This window comes from Corynebacterium marquesiae (assembly GCF_030229635.1).
Lineage (GTDB): Bacteria > Actinomycetota > Actinomycetes > Mycobacteriales > Mycobacteriaceae > Corynebacterium > Corynebacterium marquesiae.
Genome location: NZ_JASPII010000021.1, coordinates 1 through 25,843, shown reverse-complemented (window position 1 = coordinate 25,843; position 25,843 = coordinate 1). Strand labels below are relative to the sequence as shown.

Here is a 25,843-nt window from a genome sequence, read left to right as displayed (position 1 = left end):
ATTTTGGGACCAGCACCCGCCGCAAGCAATAATAGAAATCAAGGCAAATGCCTAGGAACAAAACCCGGGGCACTTCATTTTTCGAGTTGCCGCCATCACCGGTATTGCAGCCACCACAGATCCAGCTGCATAAACGGTTAGAAACTGTCCTACTTTTCCCGTTGTCGTTCCAAAGGACTCACCCATATCAACCAAAACCCCCGTAGGAATGGTCTCGGTCATTATGGCCAAGAAAGCGGCAAACGCTAACCCTGCCAATTGTAGGACTGGCATATCTGCTTTCGAATTCCGATTTGACATGTTTGGCAATAATCAATCCTCTAAGGCACTCGCAGTCCGCCCCCCTTCATCCAGAGTGCAAGCAGCGTAGATTCTGGATCCCTATCCTCCTCTATGCGCTCTCCAATCTTGTGCATCCACAAAATACGTATCGAATTCATCTTCTCGACGGGCAAGCTCATCTTCAGGAACCTTGCCACTCACTATCCCGCCCAAGATACGGAAATACTCAAACCTCTCCACACCGGGTGCGATAGTTACCAGTACATCCGCGTCGCTACCCTTAGCGGCTCCAAAAGCATGAGGAACTCCCGGAAGAACCAATGCGCAATCACCCGCGCCTAGCTGGTAAATTTGGCCATCCTCCCAAAACTCCAGCTCCCCTTTAGTGACGTAGAAGAACTCACACGAAATCCTATGAAAATGTGGGACGGCTCCCTCGCCCCCATCAAAAAGTTGAATGTTTTGTACACTTACATTTCCTTTTGCATCCGAGGCATCCACCAGCAATCTTGCCTTCGGAAGGCGAGAGGAGGAAGCATCTGCCACTATTTCGGGTTCAGAAATTAACATCTCAAATCTCCATAGATTGTTCGCTGACAAACTATATAGTTCGCTACCGAACTTCTTTTGTCAGGCGCTACACTAAGTTTCAGCAACCCGAAAGGAACAAAATGGACCCCATCTCCACAGCCATGAACAAATGGGCGAGGATAAATCCCCACGTCGATGTGGATGCAATGGAAACAACTCTTCGCCTCACCCATCTGTTAAGAGCAATCAAAAACGAAGTGACGACCATCCATGAACAAGCTGAATTAGCTCCAGGCGACTTCGATGTTCTAGCAACGATCCTCCGCCAGGAAAACATCACCCCGGGACAACTTGCACACGACCTACTTCTGTCAAAGGCCGGAATTACCGGAAGACTTAACAAGCTCAAGAAGCAAGGACTCATTGATGAAGAAATAAATCTCAGCGATAAGCGAGGAAAAACTCTGACACTAACGCCAGAAGGACGCGACCGAATAATGTCCATCGTTGAAGCCCATGCCACAGCTGAGCGAAAAGCACTCAACCACCTGTCCAGTACACAACAGGATGAACTGCTCGAATTGCTACGATCTTGGAGCAAAGAAAGTTCGGTCTAAACGAAACGATGTGTTGGCGAGGTTAGATGGTTAGCCATTCTGGCGCGTTGCTATTAGGATGATTTCACTTATCTGGAGGGATAACCCAGTCTGGGTCCTTAAATACCCCGGTGGAGTGCCGGTGTGTTAGCTGCCTAGGTTCACCATGAGAGGATGAATAGGAATCCTCCTCGATGCCCCATCTAAAGCGGGTGTGCACCAAACACGGAATGACAAGTGCTGGTCGCCAATGATGGCGATGCCGTGATGCCGCACGGAAGGCCGTTGCCTACTGGATTGAAGTCGTCTACAACCGTCGGCGCCGGCACTGAAGCACTCGGGATGGCCAGCCCCGTCGACTTCGAGAACCGAATTGGTCTAACCACAAACAGAAAAGAAATAGCTGCCTCACCACTAGGTAGCTCCACTACGTGTCCACAAATTGCGGGCAACCCCAGACTCTCGAGGGCTCTTAGTTTGTTAGCGCACTTCTTTCCGTTTCAGCAGAGGTGTTACGACGGTATCCCGATGCCCATCAATGGTCTCTATGATCCAGGACTTGTGGTCCCACTATGTCGTTTCGCAAGTTCATTAGCCAGATCAGCAGTGAGTTTTACCGCTTCTGGGGGATCAGTGATCCAGATATGGTCCCCAAACTGAAGCAATTGCCTTACCCCCTGAATATCCGCATATCCCACCACGATACGGACAAAGTCTTCGTCCACGGGTTCATGGTGGATAAGCCGTGATCCCAAAATGCGAGATGCCATATCAAGCCTATTCGCTCGAAGAAGTGCGGTGATACGAACAGGCATGTCTTCTTCCAATTTTGCAACGAGCTGCGCCCACACCCTTGCCAAACTTTGCCCTTGACGAAGCTGAGCAGCTTGACCTAAAACGCGAAAGGTTTCCAAGCGCGAGACTGCCAACATCCTTGGTTCCCCATCGACATCGACGACCAAGTACCAACGTCTACCCTTGTGCACAAGCCCATAAGGATCAGCCACAGCACGTTGCAGCTTCTTGTCCCCACTTCGGCGATACAACACCTCAATTCGAGCTTCATTCCGTACAGCCTCCAGCAGACCTTCTAAGTCGCTTTGGGTTTCATTGCTAAACCAGCCACTGGAATCAAATAGAACCTTCTCTTCCAAATTATGAGTATCGGATGCTCTAGAGAATGAGACTGCGTTCAACTTCTCCTGCAACAAGGCGATGTCCTGGCCAAACCCCAAGTGCGCGAGTGAATCCGCCCCAACACCAAGAATCCTCAACAGCTGAATCTCAATCGGATCCAATCGAGAAGCATTCAACCGAGAACGCCTATCAAGCACAATCCCACCATGCATACCTTGCTCCGTATAAACAGGTATCCCCGCGGCCGAGAGCGCATCAACGTCACGCAGTATTGTGCGCTGCGAAACTTCAAAATGTGAAGCCAACTCCGCAGACGTAACACGGCCTCGTGTTTGCAACAACAAGAGCATAGACAACAGTCGCGCCGATCTCATGCCGCAATTATCACTGGAACCACAATATTTTTCGGAATATGACACTCCTTGTCAGGTTTGTTTGGTCCAATGCGCTTTGGCCACGTAAACAACACCACTCACCGAGAGGAGAATGGCAATGCCAACCCCCAATCTTTTCCTGACTTATGTCTCTGATGTCGAGACCTCGACTGCCTTCTACAGCGATTTATTCGACATGCAGCCATCGTTCATCAGTCCTCGATATGTAGCATTCGAAATTTCACAGGATGTCCTGTTTGCTGTATGGACCGGCCATAACACCCACATGGAGAAACAAGCACCGCGAACAAGCGAAATAGGTTTGATGTTGGATGGACCGGCAACCCGCATTGATGAGACATACCGTCTATGGAAATCAAAAGGAGTCCAAATTGTGCAGCCACCCTACGATGACGTCTTCGGCCGCACCTTCGTAGTTGCCGACCCTGATGGAAACCTTATCCGCGTCAGCCCAGTCGATTAATTCTTAAATCGGGATTCAACAGCTAGGAAATCCTCCAACACCCCAAGGAAAACATCTCAGTTGGAGGATTCCAAGTGCCCCAAAGTGGGAGCTAAAGCCGGGAAAGAATTAAGTACACCGGCTTTCCCGTACAACAAATCCCTAAAAACTGACTGGCTTATGGGCCCCAGCTGAGATACCGCAAACGTAAAGCCCCAGCCCCCCAAACGAACTACTAAATCACCCGATAAAATAATTAGCCGCTCAACCTTGCCATCCAAGCCCAGCAAAGTCGTCCGACTTCGAACCGACTGCCTACACAGTATGCCTAAGACCCAATGCCAGGGCGTCAGATCAAGATAACAAGCAAGATGACTTGTTGACACCATCGAAAACAAGAGTTTAACAGCCGAGAGCGGGAGTTAGGATGTAAATCCCCACACTTGCAATCCTCGACCGCTAAAGTTCAGAAATACAAAGAAACCGGAGGTCACGAACCCTTTCGAGTTTGTTACCTCCGGTGTCGCAGTTTGTACAACTGCTCATGGTGCCCGGGGCGGGACTTGAACCCGCACGTCCTTATCGAACACTGGCACCTGAAGCCAGCGCGTCTGCCAATTCCGCCACCCGGGCAGGGTGTGGATGTCTTAGCGACTTGATAAAGATACCACGAATGCTGCTCAGAACTACAAATCTGCAGGAAAAATAAACTATTTCGGGCAAAGAGAAGGGAAATTTCTGGGAACTTTCGCGTCGCCATCTACGTTTCGAGGTAGTGAACAAACTATACTGATCGCTACTGATCGCTGCATGGTGGAAAGGAGAATGGCTCGTGGCGTTTTTAGAAAAGCTGGCGAAGCTGGACTCCGCCATGCAACGCGGCCTTGATAATGGCATGGCCCTTGTCTTCGGCGGCAAGGTCGTTCCCGCGGAAATTGATGAGCTTTTGAAGCAAGAAGCTCAGGACAATCTCGCGCGCGGCGACGATGACAACCTTTATAGTCCGAACGTAATGACTGTGGGTGTCTCCTCCAAGGATTTGGAGAACTTGTCGCAGGATCGCAATTTGCCGGCCGATTGTGCAGACCAGTTGTCGCGCTTCATTCGCAATAGCGGATGGTCCCTCGCGGGCCCCGTGATCGTGCGAGTGGCAGAAGAATCTGGTTTGCGCACGGGTCAGCTTCGCGTGTCCTCGTTTATTGATCACGAGCCCACGGAAGAGACCGGATTTGAGGCTATTTTCCACGACTTTGATGGTCAGGAGGACCAGATGACCGAGCAGCACGAGAATACGGCTGATGACGCAGTAACTACCGCTTTCATTGCTCCAGATAGTCAACCCGCCCCGCAGCCGCAGGGCCCAGCAGTCAACCTGATGCTGCAGGACGGCTCGTCCCGCGTGTACCACGTCCAGGAAGGCTCCAATATTATCGGCCGCAGCAATGACGCGGACCTGCGCCTGCCGGATACAGGTGTTTCCCGCCAGCACGCGGAGATCACCTGGAACGGCCAAGACGCGGTGCTGGTGGATTTGCAGTCCACCAATGGCACCACGGTGAATGAAACGCCGATTGATAATTGGTTGCTTGCCGATGGCGATGTGATCACCATGGGCCATTCCCACATCGAGGTCCGCATTACGGGCCTTGATTCGCACAGCTACTAAGTTCAGTTAAGGAAGGGAGGTCGCCATGGATGCAGTCATCATGCTGGCGCTTCGCATCGGCTTGTTGGCTCTGCTCTGGATTTTTATCCTGGTGGCCTTGAACGCCATGCGCCGCGATACTAATAAATCTGCCGGTGCTATCCGCCAGCAGTCGAAGAAGGTTGGCGCACCGCGGCGTCGGGAAGCGATTAAGCAGCTGTCCATCGTGGAGGGTCCCCTGCAGGGCTCCCATATGGAGTTGGGCACGTTGGAGGATTGCACGCTGGGCCGCGCCTCGGACTGCGATTTTGTCACGGGCGACGATTATTCTTCTGGCCACCATGCCCGGCTATTCCGCCGCGGCAGCGAATGGGTTGTGGAGGATTTGGAATCTCGCAATGGCACCTTTGTCAATGGCGTGCGCATCGACCAACCCGAGGTAGTCGGCGCGGACTCCGAAATTAAGCTGGGGCGCACTACCGTGAGGTTGAACGCATGACACTGAAGCTGAACTTCTTTGCTAAGTCCGATCGCGGCCTCATTCGCGATAACAACGAGGACTCAGGTTACGCCGGTCCTCACCTTTTGATTTTGGCCGATGGCATGGGTGGCCACGCGGCGGGCGAGGTTGCCTCCGAGCTGATGGTCAACCACCTAGAAATCTTGGATCAAGATCCGGGCCAGGAAGACACTGCGGCGCTACTAGAAGCGGCCGCCGAGCAGGCCAATGAGGCCATCAGTGACCACGTCAAAGCCCATCCAGAGACCGAAGGCATGGGCACCACGCTGTCCACCATGCTCTTTAACGGCACGGATTTCGGCGTCTGCCACGTGGGTGATTCCCGCGGCTACCTGCTGCGCGACGGCAAGCTCGAGCAGATCACCAAGGATGATACCTACGTGCAATCCTTGGTGGATAAGGGCGAACTGGACCCAGGCGATGTCTCGTCGCACCCGCAAAAGTCCCTCATTCTAAAGGCCTATACGGGCCGCCCGGTCGAGGCAACGCTATTTACCCTCGACGCCAAGCCCGGCGACCGTATCCTGTTGTGCTCCGATGGGCTTTCGGATCCGGTAACAGCCTCCACTATTGAAACCGCACTGGGGCAGGGCAGCATTGAGCAGGCCGGCTCCAACCTAGTGGACCTGGCCATCCGCTCCGGAGGTCCGGATAATGTCACCGTGGTTATCGGTGAAGTAACCGAGGAAAGCCCCCAGGAGCACGAACCATTCCGCGTAGGCGCCCTCGCGGGTCCTACGGAAGAACCAACCCATCCGGATTCTTCTGCTTCCCGGGCGGCACAGCTCTCCCGCAAGCCGCAAGTAATTCCACCGGCCGTCATGGCCGATGGTGAGGAGGAGCGCCCCGAGCCAGCTGATGACGAAGCGGAGGACGAAACTTCTGGCCGAAAGATCGGCTGGAAGGTTCTCCTTGCTTTGCTCATCGTCCTCGCGCTGGTCATCGGTTTCGGTCTGTGGGCGAAGAACTTCTTGTCCAATAACTACTACGTGTCCACCAACGAGGCGCAGGAAATCACTATCCAACAGGGTGCTGACTACTCCGTCTTTGGCAAGGAACTACACTCCACGCACCAAAACGTGTGCATTAATGACAGCAACTCGCTGCTCTTTTCCAGCCAGCCGTGCGAGGGCGACTTCACGCCGCTGAAGGTCACGGACCTGCCGGAATCTGAACGCAGCGCCGTCGACCATCTCTCCACTGGTGATCTAGGTGAGGTGCAGCAACAGATCAATGATTTGGGCGATAAGGCGCTCAAGCCATGTATCACTGCACCGAGCCAAAAAGATAAAAAGGATGCCAAGAAAAACAAGCCTGGCGTTACCTGCCGGGAGGTGTAGGTTGTGAAAAAGTTTTTTAGCCGAGGCACCGAACTCGGCCTGCTCATCCTATCCGCCATTGTCTTCGCTATTACTCTGGTCAGCCTGGAGCTATCCCAAGACAATGCGCTGACGATGGACCTGGTTTATCTCATCGGCGGATTCATCGGCGTCTTCACCGTTGCCCACTTGGTGATGTGTTTCTTAGCGCCGCATGCCGATCAAATCATGCTGCCGATTGTGGCGATCCTCAACGGCATGGGGCTCATCATGTTGGCCCGCCTGGATCTGGTCAATGAAAGCGGGCTCGCGGTGCGTCAGGTCATGTGGACCATCGTCGGACTTGTACTCTTTGTGCTGGTCTTAGCTATTTTGAAGGATCACAGGTCGCTGACGCGCTACTCCTATATCTTGGGCGCCGCCGGCCTCGTCCTGCTGGCCCTGCCACTGGTGTGGCCGCAGCCTGACGGCGTAGAGGCACGCATCTGGCTCAACCTGGGCCCCTTCTCCATCCAGCCGGGTGAGTTCTCCAAGATCCTGCTGATCTTGTTCTTCGCCATGCTGCTGACGCAGAAGCGCTCCCTGTTTACCGTGGCGGGATACCGCGTACTGGGAATCTCCCTGCCGCGCCTTCGCGACCTCGCACCCATCTTGATCGTGTGGGCCATCGCGATCGTCATCATGGGTATCTCCAATGACTTCGGCCCGGCACTGCTGCTGTTTAGCACCGTCCTCGGCATGCTATTCATGGCCACCGGTCGGGTGAGCTGGCTACTTATCGGCGTCGTTCTCGTCGGCGTCGGAGGTTTTGGCATTTACCAGATTTCCTCCAAGATCCAGCAGCGTTTTTCTAACTTCCTAGACCCGCTGGGCAATTATGATGGCACGGGCTTCCAGCTTTCCCAGTCGCTATTCGGCATGTCTTCTGGCGGAATCTCTGGCAGCGGCTTGGGCGAGGGGCATCCAGAACTAGTTCCGGTGGCCCACTCGGACTTCATCCTTGCCGCAATCGGTGAGGAGTTCGGCCTCATTGGCCTAGCCGCCGTACTGGTGCTCTTCGCCATGCTGGTCACCCGCGGTTTCGGTACCGCTCTGCGCACCCGCGATACCTACGGCAAGCTGGTAGCATCTGGTCTTTCTCTTACCTTGGCCGTGCAGGTCTTCGTGGTCACAGGCGGCATCTCTGCACTGCTGCCGATGACCGGCCTGACCACGCCATTCATGTCTGCCGGTGGTTCCTCTCTCATGGCTAACTACGTGTTGTTGGCGATTCTGCTGCGGATCTCTAACGCGGCTCGTCGCCCCATGCAGGAGACCTCGGGCAATGCTCCGAGCGATACCTCCATGTTCCCGTCGGTCCAGGAGGCTCACCGATGAATAGATCCATCCGTCTAGTGTCGCTGTTCGCCATCATTTTGACGGCCATCTTGCTGGTCAACTTGACGGTGATTCAGGCTTTTTCTGAAGATAAATATGCCCATAATCCGCGGAATATGCGCGGCTTCATGGAAATGCAGACCACCCCGCGCGGCCAAATCTTTGCGGGTAATACCGTATTGGCACAGTCGACGCAGAACCCAGACGAGACCTACTCGCGCTCCTACCCCATTGATTCACCGGCCTTTGGCAACATAACCGGCTACTTGTCGAGCCAATTTGGTGCCTCGGAACTAGAGTCCTCCCAAAATGACATCCTCAATGGCACCGATGACTCCCTGATGAAGCAGAATTGGCTCGATGCACTGGCCGATAAGCCGAAGCAGGGCGCCAACGTAGAGGTCACCATCGATCCTGCGCTCCAGCAGGCGGCTTACGATCAGCTCGTGGGTCCTGGCTACGAAGGCTCGGCGGTTGCCATTCAGCCCTCCACCGGCAAGATTCTAGCTATGGCCTCCAACCCCGGCTACAACCCCAATGATCTAATGGGTGATTCTGCCGAGGAGACCTGGGCCAACCTGCAGGAGCAGGAGGGGCAGCCGCTGGTCAACCACGCCGGTGCAGAGACCTTGCCTCCTGGCTCCATTTTCAAGATCATCACCACCGCGGCGGGCCTTAACAATGGCTTTGATCCTTCCTCCACCCTGACCGGTTCCAATGTCATTACCTTGCCGGATACGGTGACGGAGCTGACTAACTACGACAACCAAAAGTGCAATGGTCAGGATGCGGTGACCCTGCAGACCGCCTTTGCGCTGTCGTGCAATACCGCCTTTGTAGAAATGTCGGAGCAGCTCGGCGCTGATGAGCTGCGCAAGTACGCCAAGGCCTTTGGCGTGGGCGAGAATTACGACCTCGGCGTGTCTACCTCCGCCGGCACCTTGGGTGATTTGCCGGATGGGTCGGCCACGGCGCAGTCCGCCATTGGCCAGCGCGACGTCACCATGACCGCGCTGCAGGCAGCCGTCATGGCGGGCACCGTCGCCAATAAGGGCACCCGCATGCAGCCCTACCTGGTCAGTCGCATTACCGACGCCCAGATGAAGGACGTCCGCACCACCAAGCCGAAGAAGGCGGACCAGGCGGTTAATGAGGAAACTGCGGCGACGCTTACTGACTTGATGTATGCCTCCGAGCGTTCGTCCTGGGGCTATGACGGTAACGGCTTTGCCTCCAAGACCGGCACCGCCGAGCACGGCGAGGGGCTGGCCCCGCATGTGTGGTACGTTGCCTTCGATCCGGAACGCGATATCGCGGTAGGCGTCGTGGTGAAAAATGGTGGTAACTTGGGTGAGTCCGCGACGGGCGGCAAGGTTTCCGGCCCAATTGGCCGCGCTATCCTGCGCGCATACCAGGGGGAGCAGTAATGAATAGCGCCGAGAATAAGGAACATCTCCAGGCACTGATTGGCAGCGATTACGAGCTGCAGTGGATCATCGGTCACGGCGGAATGTCCACCGTGTGGTTGGCCGATGATACCCGCAATGATCGTGAGGTAGCGCTCAAGGTTCTGCGCCCGGAATTTTCCGATAACCAGGAGTTCCTCTCGCGCTTTCGCAACGAGGCAAAATCGGCCGAATCCATTCAGTCCGAGAACGTGGTGGCCACTTATGACTACCGCGAGCTAGAGGATAACGGCCGCAAGTTCTGCTTCATGGCCTTGGAGTATGTGCGCGGTGAATCCCTCGCAGACCTTTTGGCGCGCGAAAATACGCTGCAAGAAGAGCTCGCTCTCGACGTCCTCGAGCAGGCGGCGCATGGCCTCTCCATCATTCACCGCATGGAGCTGGTCCACCGCGATATTAAGCCCGGCAACCTCCTCATTACGCAAAATGGCCAGGTCAAGATCACGGACTTTGGCATCGCCAAGGCGGCCGCGGCCGTGCCGCTGACCCGCACCGGCATGGTGGTGGGTACCGCGCAATATGTATCGCCCGAGCAAGCACAGGGCAAGGACGTCACGCCGGCTTCCGACGTCTATTCGCTCGGCGTCGTCGGCTATGAAATGCTGGCAGGCAAGCGTCCCTTTACCGGAGATTCCTCCGTGTCCATCGCTTTGGCGCACATCAACCAGGAGCCAGAGCCACTATCGACGAATATCAGCGCTCCGGCTCGCGAACTCATCCGCATTGCGTTGCGCAAGGACCCGGGGACCCGCTACGCCGATGGCAATGAGTTCACTCTGGCCATCTCCGCAGTTCGCTTGGGCAAGCGCCCGCCGCAGCCTAAGTCCGCCCCACTAACGCAACGCGCACCTGAGCCCTCTCCGTCCGCATCGACGGAGATGTTGGGCAACGTTGCCCAGCCCACCACGATCCACCCGGCTGCGGGCACCGCTCCGCAAAAAGAGTCCAAGGGCGGATCCTCCTTCCTGAAGGGCCTGGGTATCACCCTGCTCCTCGCAGCCGTAGCCGGTGGTGGTTACGCCGCCTACCACAACTTGAGCGATAACCAGGGAGAAAGCGAGCCCTCCAGCACTCCGGAGACCTCGGTAGTTACGGAGTACCGCGATCCCACCACCACCCCGCAGGACACCCCGGACGAAGATACGGAAGAGGCCCCTGCACCGGTGACGGTGACAGAGACCGAGCCGCAGGAATCCGATCAGGAAGAGGCCCCGCGCACGACTCACCGCGAGACACCCACGCGCCATTCGCCTACCCGCCAGGAACAGCCCCCGGCCGTGCCGACGCAACAGAATCCGCAGGATACGCACGTTGAAACTACACCTGAGCTGGATACTCCAGTAAACTCGCAGGCTAATGAGCTCCCCGGAGACTTGGCCGATCTACTTACACAGGAGGGTGACTAAGCGATGGTCAATGACCGCTATCGGAGAGGCGAGATCATCGGCACCGGCGGCATGTCTGAGGTCTATGCTGCCGAAGACACCATCCTAGGCCGCCAAGTAGCGGTAAAGATGCTCCGCCCAGAAATGGCGCGCGACGTCAACTTCCGCGAGCGTTTTTACCGCGAGGCCCAGAACTCGGGCAAGCTGAATCACCCCAATATCGTGGCGGTTTATGACACCGGCGAAACCGAGCTGGATGGCATGACCATCCCATATATCGTCATGGAGCGGGTCAATGGCCGCACCCTGCGCGATATCATTCGCGAGGACGGAGCTCTGTCCGCCCAGGAAGCGGCGGATATCCTCAAACCGGTAGCGGATGCACTACAAGCCTCGCACGAGGCCGGGATTATTCACCGCGATATCAAGCCAGCAAATATTATGCTCACCAACACCGGACAGGTGAAGGTGATGGACTTCGGCATCGCCCGTGCACTGGATGACTCCACCTCGGCGATGACGCAAACCTCCGCCGTTATCGGCACCGCCCAGTACCTTTCCCCGGAGCAGGCCCGCGGTAAGAACGCGGATGCCCGCTCCGATGTCTATGCGCTGGGCTGTGTGCTCTACGAGGCGCTTACTGGCCATACTCCTTTTGAGGGCGAAACCCCCTTTGCGGTTGCGTATCAGCATGTGCAGGAAGAGCCGACCCCGCCGTCGGAGCTCATCGCGGATCCCTCGCTGACTCCTACCCAACGCGTCAATATCGATGCGGTAGTACTTACCGCTATGGCCAAGCACCCGGCGGATCGCTATCAGTCCGCTTGGGAGATGGCCGGCGATTTGGAGCGCCTGCGCAATGGGCAGGTCACCGCTGCAGCGCGCATGCACGTCAACGAGGAAGAAGACGAGCAGCCTACCGAAATGGTCGGCGCCGCCGCACCAGCTGCGGCCGCGCACCGCGCGCCAATCCAGTCCACCCGCCCCACCGAGGACGATGAGAATAAGGGTGGCGGCTGGATGAAGTGGCTGGCAGCGTTCCTGGCCGCCCTCTTGGTGGCCATCGTGGGCTACTTCGCCTGGGATTTCTTCTCCAACGATAAAGACTCTGAAGATAAGCCACGCCAGACCCAATCGGCGCGCGAGGAAAAAATCACCGTGCCAGAGGTGGAAAACCGCCCGCGCAACGAGGTGGTCAAGGAACTAGAAGACATGGGTCTGCAGGTCACCGTCAATGAGGAGGCCAACCCGGATATTCCACGCAATAATGCCATCCGCATTAATCCGGCCCCAGGCTCCGAGCTGCAGAAGAACGCCTCGGTCACGCTGACTGTGTCCTCTGGCAAGGAGATTACGGACGTTCCGGATATCACCGGCATGACCTTGGATGAGGCCGCTCAGGCCCTCGAAGGGGCGGGCTTGACGCTCAACTCCGATGTCTCGGAGGAAAACGACGACTCCCCAGCCGGCCAGATCATCAAGCAGGACCCGGCCGGCGGCACGCAGCTGTCCAAGGGATCGAAGGTGCGGGTGACGGTATCTAAGGGCGTCGAGAAGAAGCGCGTTCCCGATGTTGCCGGCATGGATGTCGATGATGCCCAGAGCCGCTTAGAGTCGAATGACTTTGATGTAGACGTGCGCGAGGTAGACTCCTTGGAGCCGAAGGGCACGGTGCTTAGCGTCTCCAATCAGGGCGCAGAGCTGGAAAAGGGCAAGCCGGTTACCGTTGAGGTATCCAATGGAATGCTCTTTAAGGCCCCTGACCTGGTACGCAAGAATCAAGGCCAGGCTGAGGCTGCGCTGCGGGAGGCTGGCTGGACCGGGCAGTTCATCGTGGGCGAGCCGGCACCTACCGGTGCCTTGGTGGATGCCAATAAGATTGGCTGGGCGTCTGTGAACCCGGGCGATACCATGCGCAAGGATCAAAATATTGATATCCGCCTGTGGAACTTCGACCCCGCTGCACTTCTGCCGCAGCCATAACTGCTGGTATCCTAAGGCCTCAGTAAGAACTTAGATAAGAACTTAAATCTAGAAAAGGTATCTTATGCCGAAGTCAAAGATTTCCCAGAGCTCCTCCGTCCCTACCTCGAGCTCTACTACCAACCGCACGCCCGTCAAGATCAATTCTGAGGGCACCCCGAAGTGGTACGTCGCCATCATGCTGGGCCTGATGGTCATCGGCCTGCTGTGGCTTGTGGTCAATTACCTCGCTGGCCAGGACATCCCGTTCATGGCAGACCTCGGCGCTTGGAATTACGGCATTGGCTTCGGGCTCGCCATCATTGGCCTGTTGATGACCATGGGTTGGCGCTAAGCTAGAGCTCCCAGCCTGTTCCCTCGCCCCTACTTCCTGTAGGTGGCGAGGATTTTTCATATCTAGGAGCTAAATGTCTCGCCATATTCTTGCTGCTGGCTTCATCATTGCGGTTGCCTACGCGGCCGTGCATATCGCGTTTGCCGACGCCACCCTCCTCACCGGCGCCGCTCCCCTCCGCCTTTCCGTGCGCAACTACCTAGGCAACGTCTTGGGCTCGGGCATGGTGTGGGGAATCTTTAGCTACCTCATGGGTAAGGATTTTCCGGGCCGGTGGCTCAAAGCACTCCTGGCCGGCACGGGAATCATCGTTATCATGCTGGTCGTGCACTACGCCTTGCTCGTGGTCTTCGGTGTATATAACTGGCGCGAGGCATTCGAGTACAACGCCCAGTGGTTTATCCTGGCGCTCATCTCTGGACCGGTATTGGGGCTGGCCGGCGCGGCCGCAGCCCGGTTCCGCTGGTTCGACTATCTCGCTGTCCTTGGCTTCCTCCTCGAGCCCGTGATTGCCGGGTTCATCCCAGGCAGTGCCTACCTCCCCCGCACCACGACCATTCCTGGGTACTTCGCCGCCGCGACTCTCTGGCTCATCGGTGCGGGCTTCTTTATTTGGCAGCGTCGTTCCACGCGCTAAGCGCTTCTTCGGCTGCCCACCACCCCGGCATACCGTGCACGCCAGCGCCGGGAGCGACGGAGCTAGAGGCCACAAATACCCCCGGGGCGAGGCGGTGCGGATGGACCGACAAACGTGGACGCAGGAGGGTTTGCAGCCCAGTCATGGCACCGCCGGCAATATCACCGCCCACCAAATTGGGATTCCATCGCTCCAGATCGGCCGGGCTCGTAGCGTGGGTGGCCAGGATGGTATCGCGAAATCCGGGGGCAAAGCGCTCGATCTGGGCGACAATCAGCTCGGTGACCTCACCCGGATAGCGCTCCGCATAGCCGCGCGGGACATGCGCATAGGTCCACAGCGTTTGCCCTCGGGAGGGGTCGGCAACAAATTGCTGACATGCTAATACCAAGGGTCGCTTAGGCATACGCCGCTTGCCGACGTCCCCCTCAGCCCCACATATCTCCTCCAAGGTGCCACCCACATGCACGGTGCCGGCCTGACCCACGCGCGGATCGGCCCACGGGACGGGTTCGCTGAGATGGAAGTCCACTTTGAAGACGGCGCTGCCATAGCGCCAGCGCGCCAGGCTCCGCCGAGTGCCGCCCCGCAGTTCCAGACCGCCCAGCCGCATTATCTGGCGCGGGGTCAGGTTCAGGATGATCGCTTCGGCCGGAGGCAGCTCCCGCAGATCGGTGACCTCGCATCCGGTGTGGAGGCGGGCGTGGTGGGAGCGTAGGAGGTTAAGGAGGGCGTCGATAAGAGCACCGGTGCCACCCTCCACCACGGGCCAGCCGCGGGTCATGCCTAGCCCGCCAAAGAGCAGGCCGAATGCCGAGGTCAAAGGCGTGGTGGGCGAGGTAATCGCATGGACCGCGCTGCCTGCAAAGAGCGCGCGAGCCTGGGGTGTGCGAAAGGCCGCCCGCGCGAGACTACTGGCAGGCAGGGCTCCGGCCGCGCCAAATTGCGCCAAGCGCACGGGTCTTTCGGGCCAACGCACCAACGGGGTAAGCGCATTGTCCACATGCTCATCGATGTGGCGGACGATGTGCCCGTGCAACCGCCTCCACGCCTGGGCATCGGCTCCCAAATCCACCGCCGTGTCCGCCAAAGAACCGTACAAGATCCCGGCCGGCGCGCCTTCTAACGGATGGGCCATGGGATAAGGAGCATTGCGCCACCGCAGACCGTGGGCTTCCAGGTCGAGGGCGCGAAAGGCCGGGCTCGCTACACCAAAGGGGTGCCCAGCCGCGCCGAGATCCACAATCGTGCCCGGGAAAATCTCCGCGGAGGATGCTGCCGCACCACCGGCCCGGCCGGCGCGCTCGTAGATATCCACACTCCATCCGGCCATAGCCAAGCGCGCCGCGGCCGTGAGTCCATTCGGGCCTGCGCCGACGATCACAGCGCGAGGTTGATAATCCACAATGCTCCTTATGCAGGTCAATAGCCGAATTTATCAGGCTTGTTAACACAATGGGTAGAAAGTTATCCACAGGCTGTGGAGAAAACCTGTGAAATGTGAATTTCACACAATTATTAACACCCTGTGGATAACTGTTTTCACGGGCTTCCACAAGCTGATTTTCACACTTTCACACGGCCTAGACCAGCGTGATCAGGGAAAACTCCGGAAAGACGTTCGGTAAATTACAAAAATGTAGTTATCCACATTGTGGATAACCATTGTGGAATTCTTTCGCACACGCTTTCCGGTGATCAAATTCCACAGTTATCCCCAAACCCCAGCTTGGTGGGCTAAGAGTACGAGGATTACCGCGGCCACCGCAGCAACGCCGCCCCAGCGGAGGGTGGGGCTTTTTCGATAGAGGAAAAGGCTCAACACGATGCCTGTGCACAACCCACCCAAGTGCCCCCACAGGGATACACCATCGGCTAGAAAGGTATAGGCCACATTCGCCAGAACGAGGGCGATGGGCGCGCGGAGATCGAGCCCGCGCTGGCGGTAAGCACCCACCAGCATGGCCATGAGCGCGAAGAGCGCACCGGAAGCGCCGACGGTGGGGGTATTGAAGTCGAATTTCAAGATCATGGCGGACGCGCCGAGGCAAGAAATGAGGTAGGCGGCGAGGTACAGCGCAGTGCCAAGCGCCCGCTCCACTTCCCTGCCTATGAGCAAGAGCATGACCATATTCACCGCCAAGTGGCCCGCGTCTAGGTGCATAAACTCCGAAGACAGCGCAGCCTGAGGGCGGAAGGGATAATCCGGTCCCCACAGGCCCCAATCCGCTGCGAGCGGGGAATCATAGAAGGTAGCTCCTAGCGTGCGGGCCTGCACCGCGGTAATAAGCCAAGCAATGATGCAAACGGCGGCAATGAGCGCGGTCGCCGGGGTAGCGCGGATATAGTTTCTCACCATGGTCATGAAGTTGTCAGTCCTTGGGGCGGGTCTAGCGGTAGATTGCTTGGGGTAAAACTGCAACGAGCCCGCCGCCGCACGGAAATGCGGTGACGGGCCCGAGGGAAAAGCGATTACGCGATATCGATGGACTCGATAACAACGTCCTCGTGCGGACGGTCCATGCGGTCGGTATCAACCTTGGCGATCTTGGACACAACCTCCTGGGAGGCAGCATCGGTAACCTCACCAAAGATGGTGTGGTGGTTGTTCAGGTGCGGGGTCGGCGCCACGGTGATGAAGAACTGGGAGCCGTTGGTGCCTGGGCCGGCATTGGCCATAGCCAGCAGGAATGGGCGGTCAAACTGCAGCTCCGGGTGGAACTCGTCCTGGAACTGGTAGCCCGGGCCACCGCGGCCAGTGCCGGTAGGGTCGCCGCCCTGGATCATGAAGTTATCGATGATGCGGTGGAAGATTGCGCCATCATAGAACGGGCCGGACTGCTCGCCCTTTGCGTTCTGGGTGGAGTAGTCCTTCTCGCCCTTGGCCAGGCCGATGAAGTTTTCAACGGTTACCGGTGCGTGGTTACCGAAGAGATCGATAACAATGTCACCGTAGTTGGTATGCATCGTTGCAGTTGCGGTCTTCTGAGTCATGCCAGCCATTGTAAAGAATTTAACGCGCGCCTGCCGCGCATGACATAACGCTGTCAGCGATCGCGCTAGCCTGAAGGCATGATTCGCGCGCTACTTTTTGATCTGGATGACACCTTGCTCGACCACACCGGCGCGGCCCGGGACGCAGTAGATCAGTGGTGCCGCGAACTCGGCCTGCCCGAGGGCCAGCATGCGCGGTTCGCGGCCATTGAACGAAAGTGGTTTCACGCCTATGAGCGCGGCGAGGTCTCCCACCACGGCCAGCGGGCGGCGCGCTGCCGCGAATTCCTCGGCCGAGAGATGAGCGATGCCGAGGCGCTGGCCGCCTATGACGGCTATCTTTCCGCCTACCGGGAGCAATGGCGCGCTTTTGCCGATGCCTTGCCCACCCTCACCTGGGCGCTCGAGTCCGGCTTCCAGGTGGGCGTTCTCACCAACGGCGAGCGCGAGATGCAACAGGCCAAGCTGGAGGCGACAGGCCTTGCGCTTGCCGACGTCCACCTCATCCCCACCGTCGACCTCGGCTGCCCCAAACCGCAGCGCGCGGCCTACCTCGCCGCCTGCGATCAGCTGGGTGCGGCCCCCGCGGACACGCTCATGGTGGGCGATTCCCTAGCCAACGATGTGCAGGGCGCGCGCACGGCCGGGCTGCACGCGCTCCACCTCGACCGTGCGGGCGATGGGGATCTGCGCTCGCTTAGCGCGTTGAGAGAGGTTCTCCCCCGAAAAGCCAGCTGACCACGATGGCGCCCGGATCGATTACTCCCTTGCTGCGATCTCCCAGGTAGGAGGCGCGGCCCTTCTTTGCCGCGAGGTCCTCGGTGTCGAGGGCTCCGGCATGGGCAGCATCAAAAAGCGCCTGCAAAGTCTCCGCATCCGGATCCTTCGCCCCCAGTTCGCGGGCCTTTTCTGCGGCCGGGATGAGGGCATCGAGCATGGTGCGATCGCCGCGCTTCGCGCCACCAAGCTCGTGGATGAGGTCGGCCGCATCATTGAGCCCGTCCGCCAGCGACTCCGCGCGGGCCAGCTCGTTGAAGAGCGTGCCGAAGACGGCTCCGGAGGTACCGCCGGCAAGGACGAGCAGGCGTTTGGCTAGCCCGGTGAAGATTTCAGTATCCGTGCCGCGCAGGGGAAGCTCGATGCCACCAAAGGCCGCCTCCATGTTCTGGCCAAAGTCGCCGTCGCCGGCCTTGCGATCCAACTCAGTAAGTGACTCAAAGGAAGCTTGGAGACGCTCCACAAAGGCGGTGAGCCACTGATTCTCCTCACCCTCGGTGGGCAGCTCATCCTGGAAGGTGATGGTGGCCGGTTCCACCGCCTTGGCACCACCCAGGGTGTGCGGCCAGGCGGGGGCACCTGTGGGGGCGTCGATAAGCTCGAGCAGCTCCGCATCTGCCTTGAGCAGCGTAAAAGAGGCGCCGTGCATATTGACCGCGGTAACGTAGGAGCCCACCAACGACCGGGCGACGGTGACGCCGCGCTGGGCCAGCTGCGCGGAGGCCTCGCCAAAGAGCAGGCTCAGCTCCAGCGGGGTGGTGCCGCCGAGGCCATTGACTAGGCACACCACCTCATCGCCGTGGCCCAGGTCAAGGGCGGGCGCGATCTTATCCAGGACCTGGTTCACAATGGCGCTCGCCCTACCCACCTGCTCAGTGTGCGTGCCCGGCTCGCCGTGAATGCCCACGCCCACCTCCATCTGACCGGCATCCAGATCGAAGGTTTCGCGGCCGGTGGTCGGCATGAAGCCGGCGCCCAGCGCCACGGACATGCTGCGGGAATTCTCCGCGGCTCGCTTGCCCAACTCAGCGACTGTGTCCACGTCATCGCCGCGGTAGGCGGCGGCGCCTGCGACCTTTTCCACCAGGATGGTCGCGCCCGTACCGCGGCGGCCGGGGCCGTCCTCGTTGCCATCGGTGGCAATATCATCGGCCACCAGTACCGTGCGGGTGTCTACCGCCTCGGCGGCGTTGCGAGCGACGGTAAAGTTCATGACGTCTCCGGTGTAATTCTTCACCACATGGACTACTCCCCTGCCCTGGTCAGCCCATTGGGTGGCCTCGCTGACCTGGACCGCGTTCGGGGAGGTAAAGAGCAATCCCGGGCAGGCCGCTGCGAGCATGCCCTGGCCGACAAACCCGGCATGCATCGGTTCGTGGCCGGAACCGCCACCGGAAATCACCGCCACTGCCGGATCACCGTCCGCGGTGCGCAGCGGCGTGGAGCGGCCAATGAAGCCAACGTCGTGCCAGCGAGCATCGGGGTGGTTGGCGATGAGCCCAGCGAGGGCGTCGGAGAGAAAAGTGTCTTGACTATTGCGGAATGCGGAGTGGTTCATACTCCCACGTTAGTGATGTTTCTTACCCGGAAGCTAGGAGAAGAAAAGAAACATACCAGTTCCATTCGGACACCCAGCCGCTTCGCAGCTACTTTGCAGTTTGCGGAGGATACTAAAGGAACCATTAAGAAAGGATCCGCACATGGATTTCTTGTCCTCCCTCCACAACCTCATGGACGCAGGCTCGCTGCTCCAAAGCTTTGGACCTTATATCCTCCTCGGCGTCGCCGTCGTCATCTTCATCGAGTCCGGCGTGCTTTTCCCATTCTTGCCAGGTGATTCACTACTCGTTACCGCGGCCATCCTGCGCCACGAACTCGACATCAACGCCTGGCTGCTCTTTGTCGTGGCCGCGGTGGCCGCCTTTGCCGGTGATCAGGTGGGTTTCTACTTGGGCCGCCGCTTTGGCCGCAAGCTTTTCAAGGACGATGCCCGCATCCTGCGCACCGAACACCTTGATAGCGCGGAAGACTTCTTCCAGCGCCATGGCCCGGTGGCCCTGGTATTGGGCCGCTTCGTGCCGATTGTGCGCACCTTCGTCCCCTTCGCCGCCGGCACCGCAAAAATGGACTACTCCTCCTTCCTGCGCTGGAATATCCTCGGCGGCGTGGGCTGGGTAGGTTCCATGCTGCTCGTCGGTGTCCTGCTGGGCGGTATCCCGGGCATTGCCCACTCCATCGACATCATCATGCTGATCGTGGTGGCAATTTCCGTGCTGCCGATGATCATCGGCTGGATCAATAATCGCCGCCAGGAAAAGCGCGAAATCCCGGCCGCGTAAGGACCTTTTGTCCATCACTCAGCCGGGATTGCGGTGCGATTAGGGAGGATTTAGAGGGACTCGCGCACCTCATCACGAGCCAGCACCATATTGCGCAGGGAGGCCTCGGTCTCCTCGTAGCCGCGGGTCTTCAGGCCGCAGTCCGGGTTAACCCACAGGCGCTCGACCGGCACGTGCTTGAGCGCGGCGCGGATGAGCTCGGCCATCTCCGCTACGGAAGGCACGCGCGGGGAGTGAATATCGTAGATGCCCGGGCCAATTTCAGAGTGGAAGGTCTCGTCGATATCCTCCAGCAGCTCCATGCGGGAGCGGGCCGCCTCGATAGAGGTGACATCAGCATCCAGCCCAGCAACAGCATCAATGATCTGGCCAAACTCGGAGTAGCACAGGTGGGTGTGGATCTGGGTGGTCGGCTTCGCCTCAAGCGCGACCAGGCGGAAGGAACGCACGGCCCAGTCCAGGTAGGCCTTGCGGTCTTCCTCACGCAGCGGCAACAGCTCGCGCAGGGCCGGCTCGTCGATCTGAATGATGTCGATGCCGGCCTCTTCCAGGTCATGCACCTCATCCGCCAGCGCGACGCCGAGCTGGTCCGCGGAGATGGACTGGTGTACGTCATCACGGACGAAGGACCAGGCCAGGATGGTCACCGGACCGGTGAGCATGCCCTTGACGTGGTGCTCCGAGAGCGACTGGGCGTACTTGGACCACTCGGTGGTCATCGCAGCCGGGCGGGAGATGTCACCAACCACGATTGGCGGACGGGTGCAACGGGAGCCATATGACTGGACCCAGCCGTTTTCGGTGGTGACGAAGCCATCGAGCAGCTCAGCAAAGTACTGGACCATGTCATTGCGCTCCGGCTCGCCGTGGACGAGGACATCGAGGCCGAGGCGCTCCTGCAGCTCAATGACGGACTTGACTTCGTCCTTGAGGGCGGCGTTGTAGTCGGCGTCGGAAAGCTCGCCCTTGCGGTGCGCCGCACGCGCCTGGCGGATCTCCTTGGTCTGGGGGAAGGAGCCGATAGTGGTGGTTGGCAGCTGCGGCAGGCCGAGTTCCTTCTGCGCCTCGTTGCGCTCAGCAAAGGCAGGCTCGCGCTTGACCTCGCCGGCCGGCAGCTTCTCGATGCGCGCCTTCACCGCCGCGTTGTGGATGCGCTCGGATTCGGCACGGGTGCGCACTGCGCGGTCGCTGATGCTATAAGCCTCCGGTGCCTCCAGCGGGCCCTGGGAGAGGGCGACGACTTCCTTGACCTTCTCGTTGGCGAAGGAGAACCAGGTAGCGACGTCGGCCGGCAGCTTGGTTTCTGCCTCCACGGTGTGCGGCACGTGCTGCAAGGATACGGAGGTAGATACAGAAAGGGAATCGAGGCTGCTCTCTAGGTTCTCGTACTTGGAGCGCAGGTCGCGCAGGTTGGCGGCCCAAACATTGCGGCCGTCGATAAGGCCGGCAACCACGTGGGACTTCAGGTTCTTCACGCGATCGAGGTAGCCCTCATCCAGTGCCAGGGTTCCTACGGAAAGGTCCACTTGGACGGCCTCCGGCTTGAGCTCGGCCAGAACCTCGAGGCCCTTGCGCGCAGAGCCATACGGGGTGGTGAGGTAAACCTGCGGACGATTGTCCGCACCCAAAATTGCCTCATAGGCGCGCTTGGTGTGGGCGGCCAGTTCCTCATCATTGGCAATGGTCAGGTCCGCTACCAGCGCAGGCTCGGCCAGCTGTACCCACTTCACGCCGGACTTATCCAGCTCGGCCAATACCTCCTGGTAGGCCTTGACGGCATCATCCAAGCGGTCGAGCGGAGACTTGGTAGCACCCTCTGCCTGCTTAGACAGGGCCAGCAGAGTAACCGGGCCGACGAGGTACGGGCGCACGGTGTGGCCTGCCGCGCGGGCTTCTTCTACCAGCTTGATAACGCGCTGCGGGTGCGCCTTGAAGTCCTGGTCATCGGCGATTTCCGGGACGATGTAATGGTAATTGGTATCAAACCACTTGGTCATCTCCAGCGGCGCGGTGTCCTTATTGCCGCGGGCCAAGGTGAACTCATCATCCAGGGTCTCGCCGGCCACGGCGCCAACGGTCAGTGCGGTCTCGAGCACCTGGTCGTAGTAGGCGACGTCGGCAGGAATGGCGTAGTCCTCAGTAAGGCCCAGGTCGCGCAGGCGGTTATAAGTATCCAGGCGCAGGGAATGTGCGGCGGACTCGAAGGTTTCCGCATCGATGCGGCCGGCCCAGTAGGATTCCAGCGCACGCTTGAGTTCGCGGTTGGCACCGACGCGAGGGTAGCCCTCAATCGTCGCCTGAGGGAAATTAGTGTTCGTCATTGTCTACTCCGATTCGAGATAACAGGTCTTGCGTAATGTCCGGGTTGTTGTGGGTATAGATATGGAGGCCGTCCGCGCCGCCGGCCACGATGGTGCGAGCCAATTGGGCGGTAAGCTCCATGCCGATTTCGTATTCCTCTTCTGGGGTTGTCGCTGCCGCGAGCTGAGTACGCACCCTCTCGGGTACGGTCAACCCGGACAGCTGCCCCATTCGCTCCAACCGGCGCAGGCTGGTCATGGGCATAATCCCCGGAATGAGGGGGATCTTCACCCCGGCTAGCTTGGCTTTTTGGGCGAAGCGGAGGAAGTCCTCGGCGTCAAAGAAAAGCTGGGTGATGGCAAAGTCCGCGCCGAGGCGCTGCTTATTGAGCAGGACGTCGAAGTCTTCGTCCTCATTCTTGGATTCGGCATGGCCGCTGGGATAGCACGCCACGCTCACCGCGAGGCGGCCGGCGGCGAAGCGGGCAGCCTGATGGCTTTCCAGCTCGCGGATGAGGCGAACCAGCTCATCGGCATGTTGCAGGTAGTGCTCGGGCATGCCCCCTTCGGGGAGATCGCCGCGCAGGGCCAGCAGGCCGCGCACGCCGGCATCTACCAAGCGATTGATCCACCCGATGAGCTCGTCGCGCGTCCCGGCCGTGCAGGCCAGGTGCGCCAGGGGGCGCATAGAGGTGTTCTGCGAAATCTTCTCAATGAAGGCCGCGGTTCCCTCCAACCAACCGGAGCGCTGGGAACTGGTCACCGCGATGTAATCAGGGTGATAGCTTTCCAGGACTTCTAGTAAGCGGTCGATCTTGGCGGCATCGGCATCGTGGCGCGGCGGGATTACCTCAAAGGAAAGGGCAAGGCGCTCGGGCGTAGGTGCTTCCTCTTCACTTTCATAGTCCAAGGGCGCGGAAGCCGAAAGTCGCGGGCTCATGGTCACCTCCTTTGCTGGTCGTCGTTGGTGTGTTGAGAAAAACGTACCAAGCTGTTCAGTTAGCGCGGTAGCGACTGTGCAATGGTGATACCTTTGCAAGCCCGCAAACTGCGAGGTTAGCGAAAAATTAGATGAATAATAATCGTTGATTCTGAACCAAGCGGTCTATTTCTAGCGTGTGCCCGCTGTACGCCACGACGCGAACGGTGGTACACCAACCACCACGTCACTATGCTGGGTGAAAGCGAATGGATAAATCTGAGTTAAGGAGTGTCCCACCCCATGAACCCCACCACACTGAACGTGGCCTTTAAGACCGCATCGAACCTGTGGAGCCAGTTCAATAACTACCGCGAGGAAAAGTCCCGCGAGGCCTACACCGCCCTGGAAGAGGCCGCACAGAAGATGGACGAGCGCGATAACGGCACCTTCGCCGAGCCGCGCCGTCAGGCAGGCGCCGTTACCCGCGCCGCACACTCCCGCCTCGAGCGCGCCCTGGAGGAGTTCAACGACTACCGTGAAAACGCCACCGAGCGCCTGAACGACGCCAAGGAAGAAGCCACCAAGAAGGCTAAGAAGGCCCGCAAGCAGGCCAAGAAGGATTCTCAGAAGGCCCAGAAGAACCTCAAGAAGAAGTCCGCCAAGGTAGCCAAGAAGCAGAAGAAGAATAAGAAGTCCTCTAAGGGCTGGATCTTCGCCGGCATCATCGCCCTGCTGTCCGCTGCAGCCGGTGGTGCCTACTACTGGCTGCGCTCCAACGACAAGCCGTCCCAGACCCCGCCACGCGTGGACGACTTCCAGTCCGATTCCCACACCGCTCCGGAGTCCACCTTGGTCTACACCTCCACCAGCGAGAATGACACCCAGTCTGACCTCGTTGAAGAAGGTGCTGTACGCGATGAGGAGCTCCTCGGTTCCATCGATGAGCAGCTGGCCAAGCACCGCGAGGAAGAAGCAGCTCAGCCGGCCGATACCACCCGCGTTACCGATGACCACCAAAACGAGGGCAAGCACCGCCTGTAAACCGAGGAATAGATACGCTCACCACCCCGCCGTGGGGGTATGCGTAGCGTTGTCTAGATCTCATTGCTTTGCCTAAACAAAAATCTCTTGATTGAATTCCCACATTAGGGATCTTTCTACAAGGAGATGAACAATGAGCTTTGAGTCCCTCACCGTCAAGCTCAAAGACGGCTCAACGTACTATTTCCCGGCGGGTGCGGTGTCCAAAGACCCTTCCTCTCGCGTGGATAACCTGCGCTTCGCCATCGACAACGGAACCACCTTCCACTCCGTGGATGAGGCCGGCATCGAGCGCGAGTTCAACGGTCACGACGTCCGCAATTACCACCTAGCCTAAGCGTTAGCACAATCCCTTCCCTGCAGGTCACCGGCCTGTACGGAAGGGATTTTTCGCGTGCCCACCCCACGCTTGCCGCCCCGCCGTCTATCGTGGATCTTATGGAACTTCGCGCAACCCAGGAATCTGACCGCACCTACCTCGCCCGCCTCAATTTCCTTACCGATACTTTCGGTGACGAGCACGGCGAGCTCTCCCCCGACTTCGCCGATGATTTTTCCTTCTACGTGGAAAATTGGGAGCCCAATCAGGGCGGCTTCATCGCATGGGAGGAGTTCGTCCCGGCCGGCGGCGTGTGGCTCAATTGGGGCACGGAGGACAATCACGGCTTTGGCTTTGTCGAACCCGCCATTCCGGAGCTCGCCATCGCGGTCGAGGCCCGCTATAAGGGCCAAGGCATTGCCACCGCGCTTATCGACGCCGCCATTTCCCTCGCCCAAACCCTGCGCGCCCCTGGCATCTCGCTAGCCGTCCACCCCGATAATCCCCGCGCCAAGGGTCTCTATGAGCACCTCGGCTTCGAGCACGTGGGCAGCCACGCGGGTCACTTTGTGATGCTTAAACGCTTCTAAAGCGAACGCAGGCGGGCGTGGGTGACGTAAATCGGCTCGTTATCGACGGCCGTCTTAAATTCTTCGGTCAGGCCAGCCATAACTGCCTCGCGCGCCTCTTCGCGGGTGCTGTGAAAGCTCACAACCTCACCATCCACCGCGGCCTCACCGCGCTTGCGCACTACAACGAATTCCGCGCCCTCCGGCGCCGCAACTTCCTTGTCTGCGGAGGTAAAGGGATCACTGTAGCGAGCGTTGGCGGTCATGTTTGGTCTCCTGGTGGTATCGCGGGACAGTAATGATTCCCCATTCACTGTACTGAAAGTTTCTCCCCCGCGACCTTGCACACTTCCACCCTCTTCTTTCGCTGTTCACGATTTTCGTCCATCTAAACCGGCACAACCGTCGACGGAAACCACGGTTTGTATGGACGAAAGTTGCGATCGCAGCCAATTCGGGTTAAGGGTCAAAAAGTGTGTCCGGAATCGCGGATTTTCACGGATTGACCTGTAGGTTTCCGGAAAGTATATGCT

25 protein-coding genes and 1 tRNA gene are annotated in these 25,843 nt (G+C 58.8%); 16 read left to right on the top strand and 10 right to left on the bottom strand.

Going from position 1 to position 25,843, the window contains the following annotated elements:
* Window positions 1-381 precede the first annotated feature (381 nt).
* Window positions 382-852 (bottom strand): cupin domain-containing protein, encoded by a 471-nt coding sequence (locus tag QP971_RS10835; RefSeq protein ID WP_005323679.1) that lies wholly within the window; start codon window positions 850-852, stop codon window positions 382-384.
* Between the two features lie 101 nt (window positions 853-953).
* On the opposite strand from QP971_RS10835, the gene QP971_RS10830 reads away from it, so the two are divergent.
* A complete protein-coding gene (locus tag QP971_RS10830) occupies window positions 954-1,430 on the top strand; it encodes a MarR family winged helix-turn-helix transcriptional regulator (RefSeq protein WP_005323677.1) in 477 nt (158 codons plus the stop codon).
* Window positions 1,431-1,954: 524 nt separating this feature from the next.
* Here the strand turns inward: QP971_RS10830 and QP971_RS10825 are convergent.
* Window positions 1,955-2,965 carry a helix-turn-helix transcriptional regulator gene (locus QP971_RS10825; RefSeq protein ID WP_205690673.1) on the bottom strand — a complete coding sequence of 337 codons (1,011 nt, stop codon included), beginning with the start codon at window positions 2,963-2,965 and terminating at the stop codon, window positions 1,955-1,957.
* Window positions 2,966-3,032: 67 nt separating this feature from the next.
* Between QP971_RS10825 and QP971_RS10820 the strand changes: the two genes are divergently transcribed.
* Window positions 3,033-3,404 carry a VOC family protein gene (locus QP971_RS10820; protein ID WP_345791578.1) on the top strand — a complete coding sequence of 124 codons (372 nt, stop codon included), beginning with the start codon at window positions 3,033-3,035 and terminating at the stop codon, window positions 3,402-3,404.
* Between the two features lie 524 nt (window positions 3,405-3,928).
* Here the strand turns inward: QP971_RS10820 and QP971_RS10815 are convergent.
* Window positions 3,929-4,016 (bottom strand) — tRNA-Leu (locus QP971_RS10815).
* Window positions 4,017-4,215: 199 nt separating this feature from the next.
* Between QP971_RS10815 and QP971_RS10810 the strand changes: the two genes are divergently transcribed.
* The 9 genes from QP971_RS10810 to QP971_RS10770 all read left to right on the top strand — a co-directional run bounded on the left by QP971_RS10810 (window position 4,216) and on the right by QP971_RS10770 (window position 14,049).
* Window positions 4,216-5,049, top strand: a complete 834-nt coding sequence (locus QP971_RS10810; protein ID WP_005326268.1) for an FHA domain-containing protein — start codon at window positions 4,216-4,218, stop codon at window positions 5,047-5,049.
* A 25-nt stretch (window positions 5,050-5,074) separates the two neighbouring features.
* Window positions 5,075-5,527, top strand: coding sequence for an FHA domain-containing protein FhaB/FipA (locus QP971_RS10805; RefSeq protein ID WP_005329668.1), 453 nt, complete (start codon window positions 5,075-5,077; stop codon window positions 5,525-5,527).
* Entirely contained in the window at window positions 5,524-6,888 is a 1,365-nt protein-coding gene (locus tag QP971_RS10800) for a PP2C family protein-serine/threonine phosphatase (RefSeq protein WP_284811835.1), read from the top strand. The genes QP971_RS10805 and QP971_RS10800 overlap by 4 nt, the downstream gene beginning before the upstream one ends.
* A gap of 3 nt (window positions 6,889-6,891) precedes the next feature.
* Window positions 6,892-8,244 (top strand): FtsW/RodA/SpoVE family cell cycle protein, encoded by a 1,353-nt coding sequence (locus tag QP971_RS10795; RefSeq protein ID WP_284811833.1) that lies wholly within the window; start codon window positions 6,892-6,894, stop codon window positions 8,242-8,244.
* Window positions 8,241-9,671: a penicillin-binding transpeptidase domain-containing protein gene (locus QP971_RS10790; protein WP_284811831.1), complete on the top strand. Its 1,431-nt coding sequence runs from the start codon at window positions 8,241-8,243 to the stop codon at window positions 9,669-9,671. Before QP971_RS10795 ends, QP971_RS10790 begins: the two co-directional genes overlap by 4 nt.
* The gene (locus tag QP971_RS10785; protein ID WP_284811829.1) at window positions 9,671-11,116 is read left to right on the top strand and encodes a serine/threonine-protein kinase; all 1,446 of its coding nucleotides are present in this window, start codon (window positions 9,671-9,673) and stop codon (window positions 11,114-11,116) included. The genes QP971_RS10790 and QP971_RS10785 overlap by 1 nt, the downstream gene beginning before the upstream one ends.
* Window positions 11,117-11,119: 3 nt before the next feature.
* Entirely contained in the window at window positions 11,120-13,078 is a 1,959-nt protein-coding gene (pknB, locus tag QP971_RS10780; protein WP_284811826.1) for a Stk1 family PASTA domain-containing Ser/Thr kinase, read from the top strand.
* Window positions 13,079-13,142: 64 nt separating this feature from the next.
* The gene (gene crgA, locus QP971_RS10775; RefSeq protein ID WP_198492290.1) at window positions 13,143-13,412 is read left to right on the top strand and encodes a cell division protein CrgA; all 270 of its coding nucleotides are present in this window, start codon (window positions 13,143-13,145) and stop codon (window positions 13,410-13,412) included.
* A gap of 73 nt (window positions 13,413-13,485) precedes the next feature.
* The gene (locus QP971_RS10770) at window positions 13,486-14,049 is read left to right on the top strand and encodes a hypothetical protein (protein ID WP_284811824.1); all 564 of its coding nucleotides are present in this window, start codon (window positions 13,486-13,488) and stop codon (window positions 14,047-14,049) included.
* On the opposite strand, the gene QP971_RS10765 is transcribed toward QP971_RS10770, so the two are convergent.
* The 3 genes from QP971_RS10765 to QP971_RS10755 form a co-directional block, all read right to left on the bottom strand.
* On the bottom strand, window positions 14,021-15,454 hold the full coding sequence (locus QP971_RS10765; RefSeq protein WP_284811822.1) for a phytoene desaturase family protein: 1,434 nt from the start codon (window positions 15,452-15,454) through the stop codon (window positions 14,021-14,023). The genes QP971_RS10770 and QP971_RS10765 overlap by 29 nt on opposite strands.
* Before the next feature lie 306 nt (window positions 15,455-15,760).
* Window positions 15,761-16,414, bottom strand: a complete 654-nt coding sequence (locus QP971_RS10760) for a rhomboid family intramembrane serine protease (protein WP_284811820.1) — start codon at window positions 16,412-16,414, stop codon at window positions 15,761-15,763.
* Window positions 16,415-16,521: 107 nt separating this feature from the next.
* Window positions 16,522-17,052: a peptidylprolyl isomerase gene (locus QP971_RS10755; RefSeq protein ID WP_005326254.1), complete on the bottom strand. Its 531-nt coding sequence runs from the start codon at window positions 17,050-17,052 to the stop codon at window positions 16,522-16,524.
* Window positions 17,053-17,121: 69 nt separating this feature from the next.
* Between QP971_RS10755 and QP971_RS10750 the strand changes: the two genes are divergently transcribed.
* Window positions 17,122-17,781: an HAD family hydrolase gene (locus tag QP971_RS10750; RefSeq protein ID WP_284811818.1), complete on the top strand. Its 660-nt coding sequence runs from the start codon at window positions 17,122-17,124 to the stop codon at window positions 17,779-17,781.
* Here QP971_RS10750 and QP971_RS10745 read toward each other — a convergent pair.
* Window positions 17,741-19,378: a dihydroxyacetone kinase family protein gene (locus QP971_RS10745; RefSeq protein ID WP_284811816.1), complete on the bottom strand. Its 1,638-nt coding sequence runs from the start codon at window positions 19,376-19,378 to the stop codon at window positions 17,741-17,743. The two genes, QP971_RS10750 and QP971_RS10745, sit on opposite strands and share 41 nt — an antisense overlap.
* A 142-nt stretch (window positions 19,379-19,520) precedes the next feature.
* Between QP971_RS10745 and QP971_RS10740 the strand changes: the two genes are divergently transcribed.
* Window positions 19,521-20,159: a DedA family protein gene (locus tag QP971_RS10740; RefSeq protein WP_284811814.1), complete on the top strand. Its 639-nt coding sequence runs from the start codon at window positions 19,521-19,523 to the stop codon at window positions 20,157-20,159.
* A 50-nt stretch (window positions 20,160-20,209) separates the two neighbouring features.
* On the opposite strand, the gene metE is transcribed toward QP971_RS10740, so the two are convergent.
* Window positions 20,210-22,480 (bottom strand): 5-methyltetrahydropteroyltriglutamate--homocysteine S-methyltransferase, encoded by a 2,271-nt coding sequence (gene metE, locus QP971_RS10735; protein ID WP_284811812.1) that lies wholly within the window; start codon window positions 22,478-22,480, stop codon window positions 20,210-20,212.
* Window positions 22,467-23,399: a methylenetetrahydrofolate reductase gene (locus tag QP971_RS10730; protein WP_269953998.1), complete on the bottom strand. Its 933-nt coding sequence runs from the start codon at window positions 23,397-23,399 to the stop codon at window positions 22,467-22,469. Before QP971_RS10730 ends, metE begins: the two co-directional genes overlap by 14 nt.
* A gap of 282 nt (window positions 23,400-23,681) precedes the next feature.
* On the opposite strand from QP971_RS10730, the gene QP971_RS10725 reads away from it, so the two are divergent.
* The 3 genes from QP971_RS10725 (at window position 23,682) to QP971_RS10715 (ending at window position 25,331) form a co-directional block, all read left to right on the top strand.
* The gene (locus tag QP971_RS10725) at window positions 23,682-24,422 is read left to right on the top strand and encodes a hypothetical protein (RefSeq protein WP_284811810.1); all 741 of its coding nucleotides are present in this window, start codon (window positions 23,682-23,684) and stop codon (window positions 24,420-24,422) included.
* A 133-nt stretch (window positions 24,423-24,555) separates the two neighbouring features.
* On the top strand, window positions 24,556-24,759 hold the full coding sequence (locus QP971_RS10720) for a hypothetical protein (protein WP_005326240.1): 204 nt from the start codon (window positions 24,556-24,558) through the stop codon (window positions 24,757-24,759).
* Between the two features lie 101 nt (window positions 24,760-24,860).
* Window positions 24,861-25,331 carry a GNAT family N-acetyltransferase gene (locus tag QP971_RS10715; protein WP_284811808.1) on the top strand — a complete coding sequence of 157 codons (471 nt, stop codon included), beginning with the start codon at window positions 24,861-24,863 and terminating at the stop codon, window positions 25,329-25,331.
* On the opposite strand, the gene QP971_RS10710 is transcribed toward QP971_RS10715, so the two are convergent.
* Window positions 25,328-25,576: a hypothetical protein gene (locus QP971_RS10710; protein ID WP_284767202.1), complete on the bottom strand. Its 249-nt coding sequence runs from the start codon at window positions 25,574-25,576 to the stop codon at window positions 25,328-25,330. The genes QP971_RS10715 and QP971_RS10710 overlap by 4 nt on opposite strands.
* Between the last annotated feature and the right edge of the window lie 267 nt (window positions 25,577-25,843).

Coding starts and splice junctions, on each gene's coding strand:
- QP971_RS10820 (WP_345791578.1), top strand. CDS start 3,033: ATGGCAATGCCAACCCCCAATCTTTTCCTGACTTATGTCTCTGATGTC.
- crgA (WP_198492290.1), top strand. CDS start 13,143: ATGCCGAAGTCAAAGATTTCCCAGAGCTCCTCCGTCCCTACCTCGAGC.
- QP971_RS10745 (WP_284811816.1), bottom strand. CDS start 19,378: ATGAACCACTCCGCATTCCGCAATAGTCAAGACACTTTTCTCTCCGAC.
- QP971_RS10830 (WP_005323677.1), top strand. CDS start 954: ATGGACCCCATCTCCACAGCCATGAACAAATGGGCGAGGATAAATCCC.
- metE (WP_284811812.1), bottom strand. CDS start 22,480: ATGACGAACACTAATTTCCCTCAGGCGACGATTGAGGGCTACCCTCGC.
- QP971_RS10710 (WP_284767202.1), bottom strand. CDS start 25,576: ATGACCGCCAACGCTCGCTACAGTGATCCCTTTACCTCCGCAGACAAG.
- pknB (WP_284811826.1), top strand. CDS start 11,120: ATGGTCAATGACCGCTATCGGAGAGGCGAGATCATCGGCACCGGCGGC.
- QP971_RS10800 (WP_284811835.1), top strand. CDS start 5,524: ATGACACTGAAGCTGAACTTCTTTGCTAAGTCCGATCGCGGCCTCATT.
- QP971_RS10750 (WP_284811818.1), top strand. CDS start 17,122: ATGATTCGCGCGCTACTTTTTGATCTGGATGACACCTTGCTCGACCAC.
- QP971_RS10715 (WP_284811808.1), top strand. CDS start 24,861: ATGGAACTTCGCGCAACCCAGGAATCTGACCGCACCTACCTCGCCCGC.
- QP971_RS10805 (WP_005329668.1), top strand. CDS start 5,075: ATGGATGCAGTCATCATGCTGGCGCTTCGCATCGGCTTGTTGGCTCTG.
- QP971_RS10760 (WP_284811820.1), bottom strand. CDS start 16,414: ATGACCATGGTGAGAAACTATATCCGCGCTACCCCGGCGACCGCGCTC.
- QP971_RS10835 (WP_005323679.1), bottom strand. CDS start 852: ATGTTAATTTCTGAACCCGAAATAGTGGCAGATGCTTCCTCCTCTCGC.
- QP971_RS10740 (WP_284811814.1), top strand. CDS start 19,521: ATGGATTTCTTGTCCTCCCTCCACAACCTCATGGACGCAGGCTCGCTG.
- QP971_RS10770 (WP_284811824.1), top strand. CDS start 13,486: ATGTCTCGCCATATTCTTGCTGCTGGCTTCATCATTGCGGTTGCCTAC.
- QP971_RS10790 (WP_284811831.1), top strand. CDS start 8,241: ATGAATAGATCCATCCGTCTAGTGTCGCTGTTCGCCATCATTTTGACG.
- QP971_RS10720 (WP_005326240.1), top strand. CDS start 24,556: ATGAGCTTTGAGTCCCTCACCGTCAAGCTCAAAGACGGCTCAACGTAC.
- QP971_RS10730 (WP_269953998.1), bottom strand. CDS start 23,399: ATGAGCCCGCGACTTTCGGCTTCCGCGCCCTTGGACTATGAAAGTGAA.
- QP971_RS10785 (WP_284811829.1), top strand. CDS start 9,671: ATGAATAGCGCCGAGAATAAGGAACATCTCCAGGCACTGATTGGCAGC.
- QP971_RS10725 (WP_284811810.1), top strand. CDS start 23,682: ATGAACCCCACCACACTGAACGTGGCCTTTAAGACCGCATCGAACCTG.
- QP971_RS10755 (WP_005326254.1), bottom strand. CDS start 17,052: ATGGCTGGCATGACTCAGAAGACCGCAACTGCAACGATGCATACCAAC.